The organism is Candidatus Poriferisodalis sp. (genome assembly GCF_965205175.1).
Lineage (GTDB): Bacteria > Actinomycetota > Acidimicrobiia > Acidimicrobiales > Poriferisodalaceae > Poriferisodalis.
In genome coordinates, this window is sequence record NZ_OZ242038.1 from 1,420,205 (window position 1) to 1,439,414 (window position 19,210).

General features: G+C 65.2%; 14 protein-coding genes. 10 read left to right on the forward strand and 4 right to left on the reverse strand.

What is annotated here, in order from left to right; all coding sequences use genetic code 11:
• Positions 1 to 96: 96 nt before the first annotated feature.
• From mnmA to ACOGI4_RS06295, 4 genes are all read left to right on the forward strand, one after another.
• Positions 97 to 1,194 carry a tRNA 2-thiouridine(34) synthase MnmA gene (mnmA, locus tag ACOGI4_RS06280; protein ID WP_419840833.1) on the forward strand — a complete coding sequence of 366 codons (1,098 nt, stop codon included), beginning with the start codon at positions 97 to 99 and terminating at the stop codon, positions 1,192 to 1,194.
• A gap of 118 nt (positions 1,195 to 1,312) precedes the next feature.
• Positions 1,313 to 1,771, forward strand: coding sequence for a hypothetical protein (locus ACOGI4_RS06285; RefSeq protein ID WP_419840834.1), 459 nt, complete (start codon positions 1,313 to 1,315; stop codon positions 1,769 to 1,771).
• 167 nt (positions 1,772 to 1,938) lie between these two features.
• On the forward strand, positions 1,939 to 3,108 hold the full coding sequence (locus ACOGI4_RS06290; protein WP_419840835.1) for a DNA cytosine methyltransferase: 1,170 nt from the start codon (positions 1,939 to 1,941) through the stop codon (positions 3,106 to 3,108).
• Positions 3,105 to 4,082, forward strand: a complete 978-nt coding sequence (locus ACOGI4_RS06295; protein WP_419840836.1) for a DUF4928 family protein — start codon at positions 3,105 to 3,107, stop codon at positions 4,080 to 4,082. Before ACOGI4_RS06290 ends, ACOGI4_RS06295 begins: the two co-directional genes overlap by 4 nt.
• 135 nt (positions 4,083 to 4,217) lie before the next feature.
• Here ACOGI4_RS06295 and ligA read toward each other — a convergent pair whose 3' ends face one another.
• The 3 genes from ligA to ACOGI4_RS06310 all read right to left on the reverse strand — a co-directional run bounded on the left by ligA (position 4,218) and on the right by ACOGI4_RS06310 (position 12,593).
• Positions 4,218 to 6,557, reverse strand: a complete 2,340-nt coding sequence (ligA, locus tag ACOGI4_RS06300) for an NAD-dependent DNA ligase LigA (RefSeq protein ID WP_419840837.1) — start codon at positions 6,555 to 6,557, stop codon at positions 4,218 to 4,220.
• Positions 6,558 to 6,610: 53 nt separating this feature from the next.
• A complete protein-coding gene (locus ACOGI4_RS06305; RefSeq protein ID WP_419840838.1) occupies positions 6,611 to 9,445 on the reverse strand; it encodes an RCC1 domain-containing protein in 2,835 nt (944 codons plus the stop codon).
• 280 nt (positions 9,446 to 9,725) lie between these two features.
• Positions 9,726 to 12,593: a hypothetical protein gene (locus ACOGI4_RS06310; protein WP_419840839.1), complete on the reverse strand. Its 2,868-nt coding sequence runs from the start codon at positions 12,591 to 12,593 to the stop codon at positions 9,726 to 9,728.
• Between the two features lie 238 nt (positions 12,594 to 12,831).
• On the opposite strand from ACOGI4_RS06310, the gene ACOGI4_RS06315 reads away from it, so the two are divergent.
• The 6 genes from ACOGI4_RS06315 (at position 12,832) to gatB (ending at position 17,788) form a co-directional block, all read left to right on the forward strand.
• Positions 12,832 to 13,026, forward strand: a complete 195-nt coding sequence (locus ACOGI4_RS06315; RefSeq protein WP_419840840.1) for a hypothetical protein — start codon at positions 12,832 to 12,834, stop codon at positions 13,024 to 13,026.
• Entirely contained in the window at positions 13,010 to 13,354 is a 345-nt protein-coding gene (locus tag ACOGI4_RS06320) for a type II toxin-antitoxin system PemK/MazF family toxin (protein WP_419840841.1), read from the forward strand. The genes ACOGI4_RS06315 and ACOGI4_RS06320 overlap by 17 nt, the downstream gene beginning before the upstream one ends.
• A gap of 192 nt (positions 13,355 to 13,546) precedes the next feature.
• Positions 13,547 to 14,455, forward strand: coding sequence for a hypothetical protein (locus tag ACOGI4_RS06325; protein ID WP_419840842.1), 909 nt, complete (start codon positions 13,547 to 13,549; stop codon positions 14,453 to 14,455).
• A 26-nt stretch (positions 14,456 to 14,481) separates the two neighbouring features.
• Positions 14,482 to 14,793 carry an Asp-tRNA(Asn)/Glu-tRNA(Gln) amidotransferase subunit GatC gene (gatC, locus tag ACOGI4_RS06330; protein WP_419840843.1) on the forward strand — a complete coding sequence of 104 codons (312 nt, stop codon included), beginning with the start codon at positions 14,482 to 14,484 and terminating at the stop codon, positions 14,791 to 14,793.
• A gap of 18 nt (positions 14,794 to 14,811) precedes the next feature.
• The gene (locus ACOGI4_RS06335; RefSeq protein WP_419840844.1) at positions 14,812 to 16,341 is read left to right on the forward strand and encodes an amidase family protein; all 1,530 of its coding nucleotides are present in this window, start codon (positions 14,812 to 14,814) and stop codon (positions 16,339 to 16,341) included.
• Positions 16,331 to 17,788, forward strand: a complete 1,458-nt coding sequence (gene gatB, locus ACOGI4_RS06340; RefSeq protein WP_419840845.1) for an Asp-tRNA(Asn)/Glu-tRNA(Gln) amidotransferase subunit GatB — start codon at positions 16,331 to 16,333, stop codon at positions 17,786 to 17,788. Before ACOGI4_RS06335 ends, gatB begins: the two co-directional genes overlap by 11 nt.
• An 84-nt stretch (positions 17,789 to 17,872) precedes the next feature.
• On the opposite strand, the gene ACOGI4_RS06345 is transcribed toward gatB, so the two are convergent.
• A complete protein-coding gene (locus ACOGI4_RS06345; RefSeq protein WP_419840846.1) occupies positions 17,873 to 19,183 on the reverse strand; it encodes an MATE family efflux transporter in 1,311 nt (436 codons plus the stop codon).
• Between the last annotated feature and the right edge of the window lie 27 nt (positions 19,184 to 19,210).

The following is a 19,210-nucleotide window of genomic DNA, read 5'->3' on the forward strand; positions in this document are numbered from 1 at the left end:
AGCTGGGGCCGGCTCTGCGCCCGGTGTTCGGCCCCTTGTGCGCTGTCCGCTTGAGTGCTCCGAGGCGCCAGTGCTGCGCAGTGCGGGGCAGCATCGATGACGACAGCCGAACCGAGGCGTGCTGCCTGCAGCGGGTTGGATCGGCCGAGCGCGCGGCGTCGTGTGCTGGTGGCGATGTCGGGCGGTGTGGACAGCTCGGTGGCAGCGGCGCTGTGCGTGCGCGAAGGCCGCGAAGTGGTCGGCGTCACCTTGAAGCTGTGGGGCGGGCCGCAGGACCAAGGCTGCTGCGCGGTGTCGGACGTGGACGACGCACGCCGGGTGTGCCAGCAACTGGGCATCGACCACTTCGTGTTCAACTACGCGGCCGAGTTCGAACGCGACGTGGTGGCGCCCTACGCAGATGCGCACCGCCGAGGTCTCACGCCGAATCCTTGCATTGCCTGCAATCGGCACGTGAAGTTCGACGTCTTGCTGCAGCGGGCTCGCCGACTGGGCTTCGAGCAACTGGTCACTGGCCATCACGTCCGCATCAGCAGGCGCAGCGGCAGGCTGCGGCTGCGGCGCGGCGCCGATGCTGCCAAGGATCAGTCCTATGTGCTGTACATGCTGAGCGAGGCCGATTTGGCCTTGCTGCAGTTTCCGCTGGGCGACATGCGCAAAGCCGACGCCCGCGCGCTCGCCGCAGAGCTGGGTCTTCGAACGGCCGACAAGCCGGACAGCCAGGATGTGTGCTTCATCACCGAGGCGGCGGGCAGGGAGCGCTTCTTGGCCGAGCGCATCGATCTGCACCCCGCCGAGCTGGTGGACTGCTCGGGTCGGCATGTGGGCACGGTGCCAGCAGTGGAGCTGGTCACCGTCGGCCAGCGCAAGGGCTTGGACCTCGGCGGCGCGCCCCAGCGGCGTTACGCCGTCGAGGTGGACGTGGAGGCCCGCCGGGTCACGGTGGGCGGTCGTGGCGAGCTGTCGTCTCGTGGCATTCGGCTGGTGGACCACCGCTGGGTCGGCGCACTGGTCGAGGGCGAGGTGCTGGCCCAGACCAGCGCGCACGGTCCGGTCGTGCCGGCATCCCTCGACGCGCAGGGCCAGCTGCACTGGTCCGAACCGCAGCGGCGCGTTGCTGGCGGGCAAGCGGTGGTCTTCTACCAAGGCGACGAAGTGCTCGGCGGCGCGACGTCCGCCGGGCATCTCACATGACGCCCGCGTCGCGGCTGTTGCCCCGGTCGGAGCTGCCCGCAGCGCCCGTTCCGTCTTCGACAAGCCCAGGTAACGGTGTTCTCGGTGGCGCACGCAGTGTTGTAGCGGAGTTTCTCGCGTGAGCCCGGCGGCCGCCCGCCCCGGCGGAGACCGGCCGTTGCCGTGGGCGTTGCGCGAGGGCGTCTCTACTGCCGTCACGTTGTTCGTGCTCGTCGCCGCTGTAGGTGTGGTGCTGGCGGTGTGGCTGACCCGCGGCGGTGAGCCCGCCAGCGCTCTGCCCGCCGGACTGCAGTCGGTGACTCCTGTGCCCGGCGCCAATGTGCCGCACCAGAGCCCGGTAGGCGCCCGGCTCGAAGCCGGCTGGCGGATGACCTTGAGCATCAACGGCACGACGATCCCCGCGGTCCAGCTCAACGCCGGCACCGTCCAGCTGGGCGAGTACCTGTTCTCCGCAGGAGACGGCAAGGCGATCACCAAGCTGCGCAGCGGGCGCTCGTGCGCCCGTCTCACCGCAACCCCGACCATCGACGTCGAAGCCGCCGACTTCACCTACGAATGGTGCTTCACCACCTTCTGAGCAGCAGATACGGCCGGGGTCTGCGAATCGACGGCGAGTGCTTCCGAATCGTCCATCGCCCAATCACGGAGCTGAGCGTTCGGAGCGTTGGCGTTTGCGCGAGCTGGCTTGAGCGTCTGATCCGCAATCCGCGAGCCCACTGAGCCTCGCCGCTACTGTCAGGGTCGATGTCGCAGATATTGGCCGCTGAGTTCTTTGCTGGCATCGGCCTGATGCGAGCTGGCATCGAGGCAGCGGGCCTGCGCGTCGTCTGGGCGAACGACATCTCGCCCGTCAAGGCCGCGGTGTACGCAGCCAATTTCGGTCCTGACGATCTTCGTGTTGGTGATCTCCGTGAGATTCGCGGTGCCGAGGTGCCCGATGTGGAGGTAGCAACGGCGAGCTTCCCTTGTATCGATCTGTCACTTGCCGGTCATCGGCGAGGACTCGCTGGCGCACAGTCAGGCCTGTTCTTCGACTTCGTGCGCGTGCTCACGGAGATGGGTGAACGCCGACCGCGTGCAGTCCTCATCGAGAATGTACCGTCATTCGTTTCCTCGCGCGGTGGTAGCGATCTGTGCGAAGCGCTGACAGCACTCAATGGACTCGGCTACGTCTGCGATCTTGCCGTGGTCGATTCGCGCTGGTTCGTCCCGCAGTCTCGCAGTAGACTCTTCGTGCTCGGACTGCTTGACCCTGTACTGGAGACAGCATCACCGAAGACCGTGGCCAACTTTTTGGCGGTAGACGGGCAGGCGGTGACTACCAAGGCACGTGAACGCGATGTGCTGCGTCCGTCTCCGCTCCAGCAATTTCTTGACCGCAATCAGGATCTCCATTTGATGCGGTGGATGACCGGAGGCCCTGCGCCAGTCGAACCACGACTTGCGGATGTCGTCGAGCATCTCATGCCCGACGACCATCGCTGGTGGGATGCGAAGCGACTTGGACACTTCGAACGCACGCTCCCGGATCGGCATGCGACTCGCATCGGCGTTCTCGCCGATCAGAACGTCATCGCTTGGCGTACCGCCTACCGTCGCACGCGCAAGGGGCAGGCCGTCTGGGAAGTGCGCGCGGACGAGATTGCCGGCTGCCTGCGGACCGCGCGGGGTGGCTCTTCACGCCAGGCACTCATCGAAGTTGATCAAGACGGTCACCGCGTGCGATGGATGACTGCACGCGAATACGGCCGGCTCCAAGGAGTGCCGGACAGTTTTGATGTCGCGGTGGTGACCGAAGCCCAAGCGTTGTTCGGCTTCGGCGACGCGGTCACCGTGCCGGTCATCACGTGGCTTGCCGAGAATTTCTTAGTACCAGCGCTCCGGTTACCCGGTGCTGTTCCTCGAGCAGCATGAATGCCAACGAGCTCACCATAGCGCTCGACACTGCCATCGACGAGTGGTATGAGGCGCAGCGGACCGAGGCGGGCATAAACCGAAATGTCATGACGGTCTGCCTCATCATGTGTGAGCACATGTTGGATCACTTCCCACTTGACGAAGCGAAGTGGTTCACTGGCTCACAGATTCGTCTGCTCGGTGGCTCAAGAGTGAGCAAGATTCTTGCACGCTACGGTGAAGTGCGTCAGCTTGCGAGCGAAGGTGGACGGACAAGCAGAGGGAGCCAGGAACTCGCGCGGAGCTTCCAAGCCGCCATCAATTCTTCGGTCGCTGCACAGGATTTCGCGGTTGCCAGCATGGAATTACGTCGTGAGGTCATCAACAACTTGCACGCAGCGATAGTGGAGCGCATCCAGGCCGACTTCTTTGCTCGTCAGCGGCTGCGAATAGAATATCGACATCATGAGCCAACCGGCGTTGCTATTCGCCAGCTGCTTGACGTCGCCAAATTTCGCGGCGGCAATGTGATAGGTGCGGTTGCCCAGCACGTCGTTGGTGCCGCTCTGTGCTTGTGGTATCCCAATATGGAAATCGACAACTACTCATTCACGACCGCAGATACACACACGGGTCGCGCAGGTGACTTCGTAATCTACGGTGCGGCGTTGCACATAACTACCGCACCAAGTGAAGCTCTCATGCACAAATGTGAACGAAATTTGGCGCTTGATCTGCTCCCTGTGCTGCTGACTCAGCGAAACAGAATCGCTGCGGCCGAGGGATTGGCGGCGAATTTCAATATTGCCGACCTGATTTCGATAAAGGACCTCACTGACTTCGCCGCTGATGCCGTAGATATCCCTGCGCGCTACGATCGTAATCCGAGGAATGAGCGACTGCGACTCTTGCTCGAAGTCTATAATCTCCGAGTTGCCTCGGCGGAACCGGATCCGTCGTTGCAAGTGGAGATACCCGAGAATCTCATGTGAGAACGTGTGTTGCGATAGCACCGTCTGATGCCGCGAAAGAGGCAGAGCGCTGTTGACACGGGTTGGTGGCTTGTATGTTCCTGGCCAAAATGACTTGATGTCATTGGCTCGTGGCTGGTGTATGCAGTCGAGTGCTTACGCTATGGTTGGCTCATCTGCGCTTGCAGTAGCTTGGTCACCGTACGTCACTGTGCCGGTGGTGAGCAGGGTGCGCAGGTCTTGCTCGTCGAGGACGGGAATGTTCAGTTCTGCGGCTCGATCCAGCTTGGCTTGGCCCGCTCGCTCGCCTGCGACCAGCGCGTAGGTGCTCTTGTTCAACGAGGAGGTGGCCTTGCCTCCGAGTCGGACGATGGCACGCTTGGCGTCGTCACGGCCGATGAACCAGCCGTCGAGATTGCCGCTCACTACTACTGAACGGCCGGCCAGCACTGGCGGCGAGTCTGTGCCGTCGTCGGCATCGTCGACGACATCGAAGCGCATGCCGGCTTGCCTCAGCTTCTCCACCAAGGCGCGGTTGTCGTCGTCGGCAAAGTAGGCCGTGACGCTGGCGGCGATGATCGGCCCGATGCCGTCGATGTCCGCAAGCTCCTCAGCCGATGCCTCCACGACAGCGTCCAGTGTGCCGAAGCGCCGCGCCAATAGTTCCGACGCCGCCGGCCCCAAGTGCTCGATGCCCAGTCCGATGAGCAGTCGCGCCAAGGGCGATTGGCGTGCCTTGTCGATGCCGGCCACCAAGCTCGAAGCGGACTTGTCCGCGAATCGCTCCAGCGCGAGCAGGTCGTCTACCGTCAAGGCGAACAAGTCAGCTGCGTCCGTCACCAGCCCGCGCTCGCACAGCAGCATCACCGTCCGCTCGCCGAGGCCTTCGATGTCGAGCGCGCCGCGGCTCACGAAGTGCCCGATGCTCTGAGTGACCCGTGCCCTGCACGACCGGTTTACGCAGTAGGTGTTGGCGTCGCCGACGCTGCGCACCAAGGGCTGCCCGCAGACGGGGCACGCGGTGGGGAAGCTCCACGGCGACAGTCCCTCAGGCCGCTCGGCGAGCACTGGCCCCACGACCTCGGGGATCACGTCGCCGGCTTTGCGGACGACGACAGTGTCGCCGGGTCGGACGTCTTTGACGGCGACTTGGTCCTCGTTGTGCAGCGTGGCCAGCGAAACGGTCGACCCGCCGACGAACACAGGTTCCATCCGCGCGAACGGCGTGGCGCGGCCCGTGCGGCCGATCGAGACCATGATGTCGCGCAGCTTGGTCGTGCGTTCTTCGGGCGGGAACTTGTAGGCCACCGCCCAGCGCGGCGCTCGGCTGGTAGAGCCCAGTGCGCTGCGCAGCGCCAAGTCGGCAACCTTCACCACCACGCCGTCGATGTCGTAGGACGGCTTGTGGCGGTCTCGTTCCCAACGGGCGCAGTACTCCTCGACCTGCGCGAACGTGGCGAACGTGCGCGCCTCGGGATTCACCGGCAAGCCCAGCTCGGCCAAGTACGCGAAGGTCTCGCCGGCGCTTGCCAGATCCGGGCCGCCGACCAGCTCGCCCATGTCGTAACACCAGAACGACAGGCCGCGTGTCGCGACGATCGAGGGGTCCTTTTGACGCAGGCTGCCTGCCGCCGTGTTCCGAGCGTTTGCGTAGTCGGGATGCCGGCGTTGCACATCGGCCGCGGTGAGCTTCGCTAGCGATTCCAGCTTGCGTCGCTCGTTCGCTGCCATGTCCTCGGTGGCGTCCGCAAGCTGCTGTCTTGCGCGTTGCGCGGCTTGCGTGAGGGCTTCACGTGCGCGGCCCTGCGCGTCGTTCAGCTCACGAAATCGTTCCAGCGGCAAGAATATCTCGCCCCGAACTTCGATCACCGCAGGCACCGGAGACACCGCATTCAGTTCTCTCGGTATGTCCGCCAAGGTTGCGACGTTTGCGGTGACATCCTCACCGACTCGCCCATTGCCTCGCGTCGCTGCTTGGACGAGACGCCCTTGCTCGTAGCGCAGCGAGACGGCCAGTCCGTCCAGCTTCAGCTCGCAGATCAGCTCCGGTGCCAGTGCCTCCGCATCAGATTCCGCCGCATCGCTGCCGGAGGCCTGACCGTGCTGCGCAGTCTCGCCGCCTGCGTCACCGTCGGCAACCGCTTCATCGATAACCGCTTCGTCGGATCGTGCAGTACGCGCGGCGGCAATACCGCGAACCACTCGGCCATGCCACGACCGCAGTTCGTCGAGATCCATCGCGTTGTCCAGCGACCTCATCGGCCGCGCGTGGGCCACCTCGCTGAACAGCGCAGACAACTCGGCACCGACACGCCGGCTGGGTGAGTTCGGATCGGCAGCCTCCGGATAGCGCTTCTCGAGCTCGATGAGTTCGCGTTTGCGGGCGTCGTATTCCCCGTCTGGTACCGACGGTGCGTCGTCACGGTGGTACTCGACATCCCAGCGGCTGATCAGTTCCGCAAGATACCCCATGCGGTCGAGATCGCCGTCCGACATGTCAACGACTGACGTCCGAGCAGATGGTTTGTGCAGAAAGTCAGCGCGGACGGTCAGGGCCCGTGAACGATGTCATGGGGCGGAGACGTGTATTGCCAGCATTCCACCTTCTTATCTGTGCTGCGAATGCCACAAGTGTTGTGTCGTGTTGTTGCAAGAGCCTTGAAGCTGGTGCTGGGTGGGTCCAGCTCTGACCAATAGCCGTTGCCCCAGCAGTAGACGGTGCCGTCGGTGCGGAGCGAGCACACGTGCCAGTGGGCCTTCGCTATGTCCGTGAATTTGCCTGCAACCTCAGAGTAGCGTGACCAGCAATGGATGGTGTCATCGGAACGTATGCCACAGGAACTCTGGTAGCCGAGTGCCAGTTTCTCAAAGCCATAGTTTTGCTTTTTCCCCGGTGATTCTGGCAACCATAGGGTAGGCCATTGTTCTTCCCACGCCCAGCACTTGACGGAGCCGTCAAGGCGGATGGCGCAAGCATGGTAGTAGCCAGCGCTCACCGCCTTGAATTTGCCTGTCGGTACCAACAACGTCCCTCCTGGATTGTTGCCCCAGCATGCGACTGTACCGCTGCCTTGGCGGATCGCGCACGTGAAGTTCCTGCCTGCTGCAATGTCAGTGAAACGGCCCGAGGGCGCATTCGATTGTCCTTTGTCGTTCGCGCCCCAGCAGGCGAGCGTGCCCTCGCCACGACGAATGGCACAGGTATGCAGATCGCCAGCGGCGATGGCCGTGAACTTGCCGGCCGGCGCGTTGAGCATCGAGGAGCCGCCGTCTACAGTATCGTCGAAGTCATTCCAACAAGCAATCTTGTGGTTGCGTCGGATGCCGCAGAAGTGATCGAATCCAGAGGTGATTTCCCTGAATCCGTATGACGGCACGGTCATCTTGCCGTTGTACACGTGTGAATGACCCCAGCAGTGCAGGCTGGCATCATTCTTGACGGCACACATATATTCGTACGCTGTTGCGACCGTCGTAAAGGAACTCGAATCTGAAGGTTCGGAAGCCCACGATGTGAGGCTGCCGTCGTTCTTGAAGCAGCCGACGCTACCGTCTGTCCGGACTGCACAGGTGCCATAGTGGCCTGCCGCCACAGCTGTGAAGGTTCCGGAGGGTGTCGACACATTGGTTCCGGGTGGCCGTCCAAAGAAGCCGGTATGGGTGCTCCAGCAGGCCATGGTATTGTCCATTCGGACAGCGCACGTGTGGTATGTGCCTGCGGACACGGCCTTGAACTTTCCTGTAGGGGCTTCTGCCACGACATCTTCGTCGGTGCTGCCGCCCCAGCATTTCAGAGTATCGTCACTCTTGATCGCGCAGGTATGCGATGCACCAGCCGATACTGCCTTGTACGTGTCGAAGTGCAGTCCGGGTGCTTGGTTGTAGTCGTTGCCGCCCCAGCAAATCAGGCGGTCTTCCATACTGATTGCGCAGGTATGGTAACTGCCAGCAGATACCGCCTTGAACTTGCCGTGCGGTTCGGTGGATTGCCAAGCATTGTTGGCACCCCAGCATTCGATAGTGTCATCGGTGCGGATCCCACACGAATGTGCAGCAAAGTACGCGATGCTCTTATGCCGGTGTGGCCACCAGCTGACTTCGCCCCCGGTGGTGATGGCCTTGAAGGTGCCGGACGGTGCGTCTGCCTCTCCGTGGCGATTGATGCCCCAGCACTTCACGGTGCTGTCGGTGCGCAGTGCGCAGGCATGCGCGTAGCTGGTGCTGATGTCCCGGTAGTTGCCGGTCTGCGGGACAATCGTCGTGGTCGTGGATGTGGATGTGGTGGTTGTACTAGTAGTGGTTGTACTCGTGGTCGTCGTGCTTGTGCTAGTGGTGGTCGAAGACGTCGTGGTCGTGGTGACGGGTTTGTCGCCGTCGTCGTCTGCGTCGTCTTTGCGGTCGCTGTCTTTGTCGTTGTCGGACTTGTCGTCGTCTTTGTCGTCGGGGTTGTTGTGGCCGTTCTCGTCGTCTGTGTCGTCACCGCTGTCGCCGTCGCCTTCGGGCGGTTCGACTGGGCCGGCCGGCTTGGACGCGGTGAACGTTGCCGACGCCTTGGTCGAGGACCAGGTACCGCAGGCGCTCGAGTACGGGTACACGTCTACCTTGTAGGTGCCTCCCAGCGCCAGATCGACGATCTCCAAGCTGTCGCCCGGATAGTTGACGCCCTTGACCAAGACCGGCTTGTCCGCGTCGTCGTACACGTACACCCAATAGAGCGAAGTCGCGCACTTGGAGGCCTTCTTGGGCGCCGTGCCCCGCGTCCAGCTCAGCGAGGCTCCCTTGTCCACCGGCACGACGTTGAGCACCACCGGCGCGTCCACCGACACACCCGCCTTCACCGACGGCTTAGCCGTGGTAGTCGTCGTGGTGGTTGTCGTCGGTGTAGTCGTGGTTGTCGTCGTTGTCGTCGTGCTTGTGGTGGTCGTGGTCGTGGGTGCCGCTGTCGTCGTGGTGGACAGCGGGTTGACCTCGCCTTGGTCCTCGTCTTGAGCTTGGGCTTGCGGCGCGCCCTTCACGGCCAACGCCCTGAACTTGGCCTTCGCTTCGGCACCCCACTGCGTGCAGTCGTCGGAATACGCGTACACCTGCACCTTGTACTTCGCGCCCGCAGTAAGATCCAGCTCCAACGAGCCGCCCGGGAACGCCACACCCTCTTGCGCGACCGTTCCGCCCGCGCTGTCGTACACGTACACCCAGTAGCGCGACGTCTCACACTCCGACGCCTTCTTGGGCGCAGCGCCCCGCGACCACCACAGCGACACGCCGCCGTCACGCGTCGCGACGCTCAGCACTATCGGCGCGTCCACCGATACTTGGCGCTCGTCGTCGGCACCCACAGCCGCCGGCGCCCCCACGGCATGCAGCAGGCCCGCGGCCAACGCCACCGCTAACCCCGACGCCCAACGGCGCCGCGATCCACGCTGTAGACGCCGTTTCGCAGCACCTAGCGCCAAACCGAACATGCTTGATTCGGACATACTCGACTCTTTCCTTCGCATCCCAACCGTGCCCATCGATCTGCATACCGCCATCGGCCTCAGCTCCAGCTCGCCCCGTAGCATTGGCACGACCGTAGCCGCACCCCACCCAGATGGCTGACCACCGACACCAAGACGCCTGCCTTGGGCCCGCTCACGAGACCCAGCACGCATCCCCGGCCTGAGTTCACGATGTTGTATTCGCGAATGTCCTGATCGTCGCTTCGAGGAGACCCTTGGGCCGCGATCGGAACCCGCCGCATCGCAGCTTGTTGTCGTCGGTGCGGATGCCGCAGGTGAGACCGCCGCTGCCTCCGGCAAGGTCCGTGTAGCGCCCGATGATCGGATCAAACGTGCGAGTGCTGTTTCGCTCCCAGCAATGAACGGTGCCATCGTTTCGAGTCCCGCAGGTGTGCCACGTGCCTACGGCGATGTCCGTGTAGCTGCCTTGCGGCGACAGGCTGTTGAACCAGCAGTGGATCGTGTTGTCCGTTCGCAGACCGCACGAATGCAGGCCGCCAAGTGCGAGCTCTGAGAAACTATAATTCTCTTGCGGTTCAGGCTGAACTGGCCAGCCCTTCGGCCACCATGACCAGCAGATGACCGAGGCGTCGGTTCGAATGCCACACGCATGGCGGCGTCCAGCATCGAGAGATGTGAACGTGCCGGTCGGAGGTGTAGACTGGCCATACTCGTTGCTGCCCCAGCACGCGATTGTCTGGTTGTCTTTGCGGATCGCGCAGGTGAATTCGCTGCCTGCTGCCACGTCGACGAATTGGCCTGAAGGAACATCGGTCTGACCGTGGTGGTTTCGTCCCCAGCAAGACAACTGCTCATTGTCGCGGCGGATGGCACACGCATGGTAGTCGCCTGCATCGATCACCGCGAACTTGCCTGATGGTGGGCTGGCTTTGCCGTAGTAGTCACTGCCCCAACAGGCAATCTTGTAGTTCATCCGGATGCCGCAGCCGTAGCCCAAACCTGCAGTGATCTCTCTGAACGAGCTGAGTGGAAGGTCTGTGCTGCCGAGTCTCCAGTCACCGCCGCAGATGAGACTGTTGTCGGTCGCGATTGCGCATTGGTAGTAGTGCGCGGTAGCAACCGTTGTGAAAGCCATCGTCGGCGCTGTCACAAAGAGGTTGCCTTGCTGTGTCCAGCAAGCCATGGTGTCATCCATCCGAACAGCACAGGTGTCGTAGTAGCCTGCCGACACTGCCCTGAACGTTCCCGACGGCGTTGCAACCGTGATGCCCGTAGTGGAGTTGCCCAAGGGGCTCCTGTTCGTTCCCCAGCAGGTGAGCGTGTCGTCTGTGCGGATCGCGCAGGTGTGGTGAGAGCCTGCAGACACCGCCTTGAACGTCCCAGACGGAGCGGCCAAGAATGCAGCGCCTACCGTGTTGCCGCCCCAGCACGCCAACGTGTCGTCTGCCTTGATTGCGCACGTGTGGTAGCCGCCGGCTGACAGTGCTTTGACACGCGCGCCGGACGGTGAGCGACTCTGGCCGTAGTCGTTGCCGCCCCAGCAGGCCACGGTGTCGTCGGTCTTGATTGCGCACGTGTGGTAGCCGCCCGCCGATACCGCCCTGTACGTCCCGGAAGGCGAGGCGGTCTGCCCGGCTTCGTTGGCGCCCCAGCAGACGATGGTGCCATCGTGGCGAATGCCGCACGAGTGGCCGGCATCGCGAGGTCTGCGAAGCGGAGAGTCTTCGCCGCCGGTCGTGATCGACGTGAAGATGCCCGCGGGACTTTCGGCTTGGCCGTAGTTGTTCCTGCCCCAGCAGGCGACGGCACCGGTCATGCGCAGCGCGCATGCATGGTTGTGGCTCGTGCTGACGTCTCGAAACGCCTTCGTCAGGGCAATCGTCGGTGTTGTTGTCGTTGTTGTGGTTGTCGAAGTAGAAGTCGTGGAGGTGCTGGTCGTCGATGATGTGGTCGTCGTGGTGGCGGGCTTGTTGTCGTCGTCTTCGTCGGTGTCCTTGTTGTCGCTGGGCTTGCCGCCGTCGTCCTTGTCCTGGTCGTCATCCTTGTCCTCGCCGTCGCCTTCGTCGCCGCTGTCGTTATCGTCTTCGCTGTCGCCGGCGGGCCGCTTGGTGAGGTCCGTCTGCTTGGACGCGGTGAACGTGGCGGTGGCGCTGTTCGACGACCACCTAGTGCAGTCGCTCGAGTACGGGTACACGGTCACCGTGTACGTGGCACCCAGCACTAGGTCGACGACTTCTGTGCCGGCACCGGGATATGCGACGCTTGTGGCCGACACCGGCTTGTTGGCATCGTCGTACACGTAGACGTAGTACGCCGACGTCGTACACTCCGAAGCGCCTTTGGGTGCCGCGCCGCGCGTCCAAGTCAGCGACGCGCCCTTGTCCACCGGTACGACACTGAGCGCCACCGGCGCGTCCACCGACACAGCTGACTTCGCCGGCACCACGCTCGTCGAAGTAGTCGTGGTGGTTGTCGTCGTGCTGGTGGGCGGTGCCGTGGTCGTCGTGGTAGTTGTCGTTGTGGTGGTGGGCGGCGCCGTGGTCGTTGTGGTGGTGGCGAGCGGGTTGAAGCCGTCTTGGCCCTGCAACTGCACGTCTGGCTCTGCGGCTCTCTGCGCGCGGGCAGGTTTCGCGGCAGTGAACTTGGCCTTGGCGCGTTTCGACGACCAGCTCCCGCACTCACCCGAGTACGGATACACCTCCACTTGGTACACGCCGCCTACCGCAAGTTCGTCCAATGTCAGGCGATCGCCGGGGAAGGTCACGCTCTTGACCGTGACCGCCTTGCCCGCACCGTCGTACAGGTACACCCAATATGTCGACGTCGCGCAGTCTGATGCCTTGCGCCCCGCCTTGCCGCGCGTCCACGACAGCACGGCCGCACCGTCGTCGGGCGCCACCCTCAGCACCACCGGCGCGTCCACCGACACCGAAGACTCGCCCTCAGCGGCCACAGCAGGCGATACCACGCCGTGCATCACGCCGGATGCCAGCACCACCGCCAACGCCGGCGCCAAGCGGCCCCGTCGCAGCAGTCGCAGCATCACACCAGACCCCAACCGAAACAACGCCATCGGAACCACTCCTTGCCCTTGCCGTCGAGAGAGGCCGCAACATAACACCCGCGCGTCGGCAGCCGACACACCTTCTGGGCCGCGCCATGCGCAACGGCAGCCGGCCCGATTCCGCTGGTATGAGCGACGCTTCGCGCACATCCGAACCTGCGGTTGCGTGGGGCGTAGTTGCGTGGGGCGGCATCGACTGCCTGCCGGCAACGCCGAGATCAGTCTACAAATCTGTTACCATTATCGTATGCGCAGCACGACCGTCCGAATCGACGCTGACACCCACCGCCAACTCAAGAAGCTCGCCGCTGACATGGAGATCACCGTTACCGACACTGTTGCGATGGCGGTGCGCAGACTCCGTCAGGACCGCATGGGCGCCGACCTGTGCAGCGATCTCACTGGTGCCGAGGCAGCTTGGCTCGATGCTGAACTCGGGTGATGTCGTCGACGTCGACCTCGGCATTCCTGCGGGAACTGAGGCGGGCTTCGGCCGACCCGCTGTAGTGGTCACGGCGCAACGTGTGATCGAGGCAGGCTCCTCGGTCGTGCATGTGGTCCCGCTCACGTCTCGCGTACGCGGCCACGGATCGGAGATCGGCCTCGAGGCTGACCCCTTGAACGGCCTCGACGGGCGCTCGGCAGCCCAGTGTCAGCACATCCGAGCCGTCGCTGCTGCTCGCATCGGGACACGCCGCGGAAACGTGGGCGCAGCAGCTTTGGCACAGATCCGCGAAGTGCTCGGCCTGCTGCTTGACACGCCTTCTTGACACGCCGAGCTGAGCGTGCAGCGTTGCTCGATCAGGCGACTCCCATGATGCAACGACGCGGGGCCCTGTACTGCCAGTGCTCGAGTCTGCGGTCGCTGCTGCTGATGCCGCACACGGCCTCCGACGGCGGCAAGCAGCTGGTGCGTCGGCCGGGCCGCGCCATGCGCATGGGCATCCGGCCAGACTTCGCCTGTGCGAGCCACGCTTCGAGCGCACCCGAGTCTGTGGTTGCTGCGCCTGCTGTGGCTGGTCATGCCGTGGACCACGGGGGCTGCGGCGGCCGATGCGCTCGGCGCATGCACACCCACCTCAGCACGCATCGTGGGCACACAGCTGTGGGTGGTTTGGGGACTGGTCTTGACGGCAACGCTGGTGCGCCGGCCTTGGGCACTGACCGCAGTCCGCATCGCTGCTCCCGCATCGCTTGCCTTGACGATCGGTGCCGTCGTCGCTGCGGCCGCGTGGGACGCAGACATGGCCGTTTGGAGCGCTGCGGCGGCCGCCGCGGGCGGCACCTTGGCAGCTGCGACGGCGTTGCTCCCCGAGACGGGCAACGCCATGGTCGATGGCCTCAGCTACGGCAACGAACGGCGGATGCTGCTGAGAGCTCCGTTCGTACTGGTCATCGGACCGATTCCGCTGGTGTGGGCAGCGGTGGTTGTCGGCGTCGCGGCGCCTGCGGTGCTGTGGGCCAACCGGCTGTGGATGTGGGCAGCCTCCGCGACGGTCGTCGGGCTTCTGGCTGCTGCATGGGGCTTCCGGTCGCTGCATCAGTTGGCATGTCGCTGGGTGGTGTTCGTGCCCAACGGCCTGGTCCTGCACGATCATCTGGCGACGCGCGAGCCGTTCCTGCTGCGCCGAGCCGAGGTGGCCTTGCTGGGTCTCGCCCCGACGGGCATCGACCTCCACGCTGAAGACCTCGCGGACCTCACCGGCGGTGCCCGCGGACCCGTGCTGCTCGCGGTGGTCGGGGGCCCCGTCGAGCTGGTGCCACGCGCGAGCGGCACAGCCCAGGCGCGGACGGTGTCGCGGGTGCTGTTCAGCCCGACGCGTCCCGGTGAGGTGTTGGCCGAAGCTGCGCGCCGGCGGATTCCCTGTTGAGACGCGCCGGTACCCTGCGGCTCGCCATGAGCGACGGCACGCCTGCGATCAGCACGGATCACGTGGCCCATGTGGCCCGTCTCGCCCGAATTGAGCTCACCCAAGACGAGATCGAGCACTACGCCGGCCACCTTGGACGCGTCCTGGAGCACGCTTGCGAGCTGGAAGAGCTCGATCTCGCCGACGTCCCGCCGCTCGCGCATCCCTACCCGCTGAGCAACGTGCTGCGTGACGACGTCGCGGCTGCCTCGGTGGACCGGCACGAGGTGCTGGCCCAAGCGCCTGCCGCACGCGACGGGCAATTCCAGGTTCCTCCGGTGCTCGGCGAGCAGGCGTGAGCACATGATCTCGGTGCTGTGATCTCGGCTCGGCAGCTCGCGCATGAGGTGCGCAGCGGTGCTCGCCGGGCGGCTGATGTGGTGGAGGACTGCCTTCGTCGCATTGAGGCTCACGACGACGACATCCACGCGTTCAACACCGTCACGGCTGATGGGGCGCGCGCAGCAGCTGCGGCGGTGGACGCCGCGGTAGCAGATGGCCGCGATCCGGGTCCGCTGGCCGGCGTCCCCGTGGCGTTCAAGGACAACCTGTGTACGCGCGGCGTGGCGACCACCTGCTCCTCCCGCATGCTCGATGGGTGGCTGCCTCCCTACGACGCAACGGTGGTGACCGCCATCACCGCCGCGGGCGCAGTGATGATCGGCAAGACCAATCTGGACGAGTTCGCCATGGGCAGTTCCACCGAGAACTCAGCGTTCGGCCCCACGCGCAATCCGTACGATCTGCACCGCGTGCCCGGCGGATCCAGCGGCGGCTCCGCAGCAGCGGTCTGCGCGGGCTTCGCGCCCTTGGCGCTCGGGTCCGACACGGGTGGGTCGATCCGGCAGCCGGCGTCGCTGTGCGGCGTCGTCGGCATCAAGCCCACCTATGGTCGGGTCAGCCGTTACGGACTCGTCGCGTTCGCCAGCTCGTTCGACCAGGTCGGCCCGTTCGCAGCCGATGTTGCGGACGCGGCGCTGGCGCTTGAGGTGATCAGCGGACACGATCCCGCCGACAGCACCTCTGTCCCCGCCGCAGTGCCCGACTTCAAGGCGTCGTTGACGCGCGGTCTCGACGGGCTGCGCGTCGGCATCGTCCGCGAGCTGACCGGTGGCGGCCACGGCAGCCCGGCGACCTTCGACTCTGTCCGCGCGCGACCGCCCTCGGCGCCGGGCGCGAGCGAGGCCCGGTCAGGCATCGAGCCCGAGGTGACCGCACGCGTGCTCGAAGCGGCCGATGCCCTGGCTGAAGGCGGCGCGTCGGTGGGCTGGGTCTCGGTGCCTGCAGTCACCTACGGCCTCACTGCGTACTATCTGATCGCTCCGGCGGAAGCCTCGAGCAATCTGGCCCGCTACGACGGCACTCGCTACGGTTTGCGCGTCGACGGTGCAGACGTCGAGGAGATGAACCGCCTGACGCGCCGCGCCGGGTTCGGGGACGAGGTCAAGGCACGAGTGATGCTGGGCACGTTCGCTCTCAGCGCTGGCTACTACGACGCCTACTACGGCAAGGCGCAGCGGGTACGCATGCTGACCCGACGAGATTTCGACGCGGCCTACGCGGACTACGACGTGCTGCTGTCGCCGAGTTCGCCGTGCGTGGCGTTTCGCTTCGGCGAACGCTCTGATCCGATGATGATGTACCGCTGCGACACCTGCACGATCCCGTCCAATCTGTCCGGCGACCCGGCGATGTCGGTGCCGTTCGGCGTAGGTGCCGCGGGCATGCCCGTGGGCGTGCAGGTCATGGCGCCCGCGCTGGCGGAGGAGACGATGCTCACGGTCGCCGCAGCCTTGGAACGCGCCGCGCCACCGCTGTCTCGTCCGGCCCTGTGTGATGCCGGCTGAGCGGCGAAACTCAGACCCGCCCGAACCGGCGAGCTGGGACGTCGTCGTCGGGCTCGAAGTCCATGTCGAGCTGGCAACCGACACCAAGCTGTTCTCCGCTGCGCCGAGCCGCTTCGGCGACGAGCCCAACTCCAACGTCACGCCGGTGTGTCTGGGCCTGCCCGGCTCGCTGCCGGTGCTGAATCGTCGAGCCGTCGAGTTGGCCATGGCGGTCGGGCTCGCACTGAACTGCGACATCCGGCCGTCGGTGTTCCACCGCAAGAACTACTTCTATCCCGACATGCCCAAGGACTACCAGATCAGCCAGTACGACCAGCCGATCTGCTGTGACGGCTGGCTGGACGTGCCCGGCGGGGGCCGTGTGGGCATCGAGCGGGCGCACCTGGAGGAGGACGCCGGCAAGACCACTCATCTCGGCGGCGCTGAGGGCCGGATCCATGGGGCTGTCGGTGCGCTCGTGGACTACAACCGGGCGGGCACACCGCTTCTGGAGATCGTGTCGCGGCCCGACATCACCTCGGCCGACGAGGCCAGTGCGTATGTGAGCGAGCTGCGTGCCATCCTGCTGGCGCTGGGCGCATCCGATGCACGGCTCGAAGAGGGCTCGATGCGCGTCGACGCGAACATCAGCGTCCGGCCGGCGGGCTCGGGAGAGCTGCGCACACGCTGCGAGGTGAAGAACCTGAACTCGCTGCGTTCGCTTCGCGGTGCGATCGACTACGAGGCCCGTCGCCACGTCGCGCTGTATCGGTCCGGCGAGGCGCCCGTGCAGCAGACCCGCCATTGGTCTGCCGACGGCCGAACCCATCTGCTGCGATCCAAGGAGGAAGCGGACGACTACCGCTACTTCCCCGAGCCTGACCTGGTGCCGCTGGTGCCCGATTCCGACTGGATCGAACGGGTGCGAGCCGGGCTGCCTGAGCTGCCCGCGGCCCAGCGCGAACGACTCTGCGCGCTCGGGGCCGACCTGGGCGATGCACAGGTCATCGTGAGCCGTGGCTTGGCGCCGGTGGTGCTCGCAGCGGTCCAGGCGGGCGCGGATGCGAACCGCACCGTCACCCATGCCGTGCAGAATCTCGCGCTCGACGGTGCCGAGCTGCTGCGGCCAGACCAGCTGGCATCGCTGGTCCGGATGGAGACCGCAAGCCGGCTCACCGCAACGCAGGCCAAGACGGTGCTGGGCGCCATGTGCGAACGAGCCGCAAGCGGCGGCTCGGCTGACCCGGCCGCCATCGCCGCCGAACTGGGCTTCGAAGCCATGGCTGCCGGCCGGCTGGAAGCGCTGGTCGACCAGGCCATCTTGCATCATCCCGATGCATGGTCCAAGTTCTGCGCCGGCGAAGCCAAGGTAGCCAGCGTGTTCGTCGGCGCCGTCATGAAGGCCACCCGCGGCCAAGCCGACGGCCGAGCGGTCACCCGGCTGCTGGCGCAGCGCCGCGACGCCTGAAAGACGGCGTCAGCACCTGTCGTTGTGCGGGTGCCAGTGCGATGCTGGGCGGATCCGCCGACGGTTAGCCATCGGCTCGCCGGATCACCCGATGCCGGTTCGGAGCCAGGCTTGGCCACCAAAGCGCAGCCACTGCGGTGCGACGCGAAAGCACATGAACGCGATCAGGGCAAGCCACAGCCAGCCGATGCCCAAGTCCGCCAGACGTACGGCGGTGCCGAGCACGGCAAATCCCGCAGCGGCGCCCACCATGGCCCAGGCCAGAAAAGCCAAGTCGCCGGCACCGATGAAGATGCCGTCGAAGGCGAAAGCAACCGCATTGATCGGCTGCGAGACAGCGACGAACAGCAGCAAGAACCCGCCGAGCGAGACCACGGCGGGATCAGTGCTGAAGATTCCCGCGATGTGAGTCCTGGCCAACAAGAGCGCGACGGCAAACACCAAGCTGAGCTGGATGGTCATGCCGATCATCCGGACACTGGCTGCGCGTGCGACATCAGGACGGTTGGCGCCGAGCTCCTTGGCAACGATTGCTTGCCCCGCGATGGCGACCGCATCCAGCGCGAGCGATGCCAGCGACCAGATCTCTGCAGTGATCTGGTGCGCAGCCAGCTCGGTCGTGCCGATGCGCGCTGCCAACATCGCGGCGAGCACCAGCGAACCGCGCAGCGAAGCGGTTCGCACGAACATCTGCAGGCCGACGCGCGCGTATCGCCGTGCCGCCGCGGCGACCAGTCGAAGCGTCGCCCCGGCGGCGCGGCCGTGGCGTCGAACGACAACCACGAACACGATGGCTGCTCCCCACTGGGCGATCACCGTGGACCACGCTGAGCCGGCGATGCCCATGTCGAGTTCGAAGACCAGCACGAGTTCGATGAGCAGGTTGGCCACTGCCGAGCCGACGGCAACGACCAGCGGCGTGACGGTGTCCTGGGCGCCTCGCAGGTAGCCAGTAGCTGCCATGGCCGCCAGCAGCGCAGTGAAGCCGATCAGGCTGATCCGCAGGTAGGTGAGTGCGAACTCGGCCACCTGCGCCGTGGGGTCGAACAGGCTCACTAGGCGAGCCGAACCCATCCACATGCCCAGGCTGATGACCACGCCGAGACCGACTGCCATCCACACTCCGGCCACGCCCTGTTCCACGGCCTGTCGCGGCGAGCCTGCACCGATGAGCCGGCCCACCAGACCGGTGGTGCCGTAGGCCAGGAAGATCAGTGCGGCGTGAGCGCTGAGCAGGATGGCCGAGGCGATGGCGAGGCCGGCGAGCTGAGGGGTGCCGAGCCTGCCCACGATGGCCGTGTCGGTGACCACGTAGAGCGGCTCGGCGATCAGCGCTCCGAACGCCGGCACGGCCAGCGTCAGGATTTCCCGGTCGTAGGCTGTGCGCCGAAACACGGCTACCGAGCCGCTGCGCGCAGATGG

What these genes read in the sequence shown, in the direction of transcription:
- mnmA (WP_419840833.1), top strand. Translation starts at nt 97, where the DNA reads ATGACGACAGCCGAACCGAGGCGTGCTGCCTGCAGCGGGTTGGATCGG.
- ACOGI4_RS06290 (WP_419840835.1), top strand. Translation starts at nt 1,939, where the DNA reads ATGTCGCAGATATTGGCCGCTGAGTTCTTTGCTGGCATCGGCCTGATG.
- ACOGI4_RS06295 (WP_419840836.1), top strand. Translation starts at nt 3,105, where the DNA reads ATGAATGCCAACGAGCTCACCATAGCGCTCGACACTGCCATCGACGAG.
- ligA (WP_419840837.1), bottom strand. Translation starts at nt 6,557, where the DNA reads ATGTCGGACGGCGATCTCGACCGCATGGGGTATCTTGCGGAACTGATC.
- ACOGI4_RS06310 (WP_419840839.1), bottom strand. Translation starts at nt 12,593, where the DNA reads ATGGCGTTGTTTCGGTTGGGGTCTGGTGTGATGCTGCGACTGCTGCGA.
- ACOGI4_RS06315 (WP_419840840.1), top strand. Translation starts at nt 12,832, where the DNA reads ATGCGCAGCACGACCGTCCGAATCGACGCTGACACCCACCGCCAACTC.
- ACOGI4_RS06320 (WP_419840841.1), top strand. Translation starts at nt 13,010, where the DNA reads ATGCTGAACTCGGGTGATGTCGTCGACGTCGACCTCGGCATTCCTGCG.
- gatC (WP_419840843.1), top strand. Translation starts at nt 14,482, where the DNA reads ATGAGCGACGGCACGCCTGCGATCAGCACGGATCACGTGGCCCATGTG.
- gatB (WP_419840845.1), top strand. Translation starts at nt 16,331, where the DNA reads ATGCCGGCTGAGCGGCGAAACTCAGACCCGCCCGAACCGGCGAGCTGG.